Annotated in this window: 3 protein-coding genes and 1 pseudogene; all 4 read left to right on the top strand. The window is 62.2% G+C overall.

Going from position 1 to position 2,886, the window contains the following annotated elements; genetic code table 11:
• Nucleotides 1-871: UDP-N-acetylmuramate--L-alanine ligase (locus ACFE0K_RS14830; RefSeq protein ID WP_434536794.1), on the top strand; the 871-nt coding region annotated here is incomplete at its 5' end.
• The gene (locus ACFE0K_RS14825) at nt 864-1,787 is read left to right on the top strand and encodes a D-alanine--D-alanine ligase (RefSeq protein WP_434536793.1); all 924 of its coding nucleotides are present in this window, start codon (nt 864-866) and stop codon (nt 1,785-1,787) included. The genes ACFE0K_RS14830 and ACFE0K_RS14825, both read left to right, overlap by 8 nt.
• Entirely contained in the window at nt 1,780-2,553 is a 774-nt protein-coding gene (locus ACFE0K_RS14820; RefSeq protein ID WP_434536792.1) for a cell division protein FtsQ/DivIB, read from the top strand. Before ACFE0K_RS14825 ends, ACFE0K_RS14820 begins: the two co-directional genes overlap by 8 nt.
• A 10-nt stretch (nt 2,554-2,563) precedes the next feature.
• Nucleotides 2,564-2,886: pseudogene (locus tag ACFE0K_RS14815) on the top strand (cell division protein FtsA); the annotation flags it as partial.

Raw genomic sequence — 2,886 nt, 5'->3', positions numbered from 1 at the left:
CTGCGTGACCAAGATCGCAGCGTCTCACTTGCTCCCCTATGGCGTGGATTTTGCCCAGCTGGAAAACCCCTTTATCGCGTGCCTGCACAACCTGCCGTTCTACGGCGTGGCGGGGATGTGCGTGGACGACCCGGGGGGGCGCAAGCTGCTACCGCGGGTCAATCGCCAGGTGATCCGCTACGGCTTCAGCGACGATGCGGACCTGCGTGCGGAGAACGTGCAGCAGCAGGGCATGACCACGTCTTTCCGGGTGATTCGCAAGGAAGGCGAGCCGCTGGATGTGGTGTTGCACATGCCGGGCAAGCACAACGTACTCAATGCCCTGGCGGCCATTGCCGTGGCCGCTGATGAAGGCGCCAGCGATGAGGCCATTATTCGCGGTCTGAACAACTTTACCGGTGTGGGCCGTCGCTTTGATGTACAGGGCGAATACCACTTTGAAGGCGGTAGCGCGACCCTGGTGGACGATTACGGCCATCATCCCAGCGAAGTGGCTGTCACCATCGATGCCATCCGTGCCGGCTGGCCGGGCCGTCGTCTTGCCATGCTGTTCCAGCCCCACCGTTATACCCGTACCCAGGACCTTTACGAGGACTTCGTGGACGTGCTGTCCGGGGTAGATGTGTTGCTGATGCTGGAAGTTTACGGAGCCGGTGAAGACCCGATCCCCGGTGCCGATGCCCGCGCCCTGTGCCGCAGCATTCGCAAGCGTGGCCGGGTGGAACCGGTGTTCGTGGATGATCCGGCCAAGCTGGCAGAGATTCTGGCCACCCAGCTGCAGGACGGCGATCTGCTGGTGACTCAGGGCGCCGGCAATGTGGGCGCCATCGCCAAAGAACTGGCTGAACAGGGAGGCGCCAAGCGTGGATAAGGTGCTGCTGAAGAAGCAACTGGCCAGCGTGGGCCGGGTAGCGGTACTGGCCGGCGGCAAATCCGCCGAGCGTCCCGTGTCACTGAAAAGTGGTGCGGCGGTTCATCAGGCTCTGCGCAATCTGGGCCTGATCGCCGAGCTGGTAGATCCGGCTTACAAGAGCGTGGATACCCTGAAGGGTTTTGATGTGGCCTTTATCGCCCTGCATGGCCGGGGTGGCGAAGACGGTGTCATCCAGGGCGTCCTCGAGCATCTGGGCATTCCCTATACCGGCTCCGGGGTGATGGCCTCTGCCATCGGCATGGACAAGGTGCGCACCAAACAGCTTTGGAAAGGCGCCGGCTTGCCGACGCCGGCGTTTTATGTGGCCGGCCGCAATGATACTGACCTGGGCTTCCCGCTGATGATCAAGCCGGCCCATGAAGGCTCCTCCATCGGCATGGCCAAGGCGGATAACGCCGAGCAGCTGGCCCAGGCGCTGAAAGAAGCGGAAAAATTCGATTCCGATGTGCTGGTGGAAGCCTGGGTTAACGGCCCGGAATACACCGTGGCCATCCTTGGCGACGAGCCGCTTCCGGCGATCCGCCTGAAGACACCGAATGCGTTTTATGACTTTGAAGCCAAGTACCAGTCCAACAGCACCGAATATCTGTGTCCGGCCGGGCTGGATGAGGCGGATGAGCAGGCCCTGCGCCAACTGGCCTTGACCGCCTTCCGGGTGGCCGGCTGCCACGGCTGGGGCCGGGTGGACGTGATGCGGGACGAGCAAGGCAACTGGCAGTTGCTGGAAGTGAACACGGTACCGGGAATGACCGATCACTCCCTGGTGCCCATGGCGGCCAAGGCCGCCGGGCGGGATTTCGACACTCTGGTAGGGGAAATCCTGCTGGATGCGCTGGAAAGAGGTGATGGCTAAGCAGGCCGCGACCCCGCGCGGGGCCCGCCGCAAGCCGGTCAAAAAAACCGGCGTACCGCTCAATGAGCGGTTGTCAGCAGCGGTGCCCTGGATGCTGGTCGGCACCGTGGCGGTGGTGTTGCTGGTCGGCGTGATCTATCTGCCGGCGGCACTGGATGGTTATCCGGTGCGCAAGGTGGGTGTGGATGGTGTCACCGATGTACGCCGTCAACAGCAGATCCAGACCGCCTTGGCGGCACTGGTTCGCGACGAAAATTATTTTTCCGTGCCGCTGGAAGAAATCTACCAGCAGGCACAGGGCCTGAGCTGGGTGGAGCGGGTTTCCGTTCGCCGGCAGTGGCCCGACACCGTGGTGTTGACCGTGGAAGAGCGGCGCCCGGTGGCGGTGTGGAATGACACCGTGCTGATTTCAGACAGCGGTGAGCCCTTCAAGGCGCTCAAGCAGTATGACCTGAGTGGCCTGCCGCGGCTGAGCGGCCCGCAACAGCGGCTGGAAGAAGTGATGGGGTTCTATCACAGCATGGGCAAGATGCTGGCAGATGTGGACCTGGGTATTCGCAGTATGGAGGTCAACGCGCGACTGACCGCGCGACTGACCCTGAACAACGATATGCAGCTGGTGGTAGACCGTGAAGCATACACCAGCAAATTGCGCCGCTTTGTGCGGCTTTATCGCGGTGTGCTGAGCACGGACAGCCGCCGGGTAACCCGGGTCGACCTGCGCTATGCCGATGGCATGGCGGTGACCTGGGGCGAGCAAAGCTAGTTTTAGGAGAATGGATGACATGGCAAACGCATCAGAAAACATGATTGTCGGACTCGACATTGGCACCTCCAAGGTGGTGGCCATCGTCGGTCAGTCATCCGCCGATGGCACCATGGAAATTGTCGGCATTGGCTCCCAGCCGTCCCGGGGGATGAAGAAGGGCGTGGTGGTGGATATCGAAGCCACCGTGCGCTCCATCCAGCGGGCGGTGGAAGAGGCCGAGCTGATGGCCGGTTGCCACATTCATACCGTGTATGCGGGCATCGCCGTTTCCCCTGTGCGCAGCCTCAATTCCCCCGGCATCGTCGCCAGTCGATACCGGGAATTGGCCCC

It is taken from the genome of Alcanivorax sp. (assembly GCF_051117345.1).
GTDB lineage: Bacteria > Pseudomonadota > Gammaproteobacteria > Pseudomonadales > Alcanivoracaceae > Alcanivorax.
This window is presented reverse-complemented; position numbering and strand designations above follow the sequence as displayed.

What these genes read in the sequence shown, in the direction of transcription:
- ACFE0K_RS14820 (WP_434536792.1), top strand. Translation starts at nt 1,780, where the DNA reads ATGGCTAAGCAGGCCGCGACCCCGCGCGGGGCCCGCCGCAAGCCGGTC.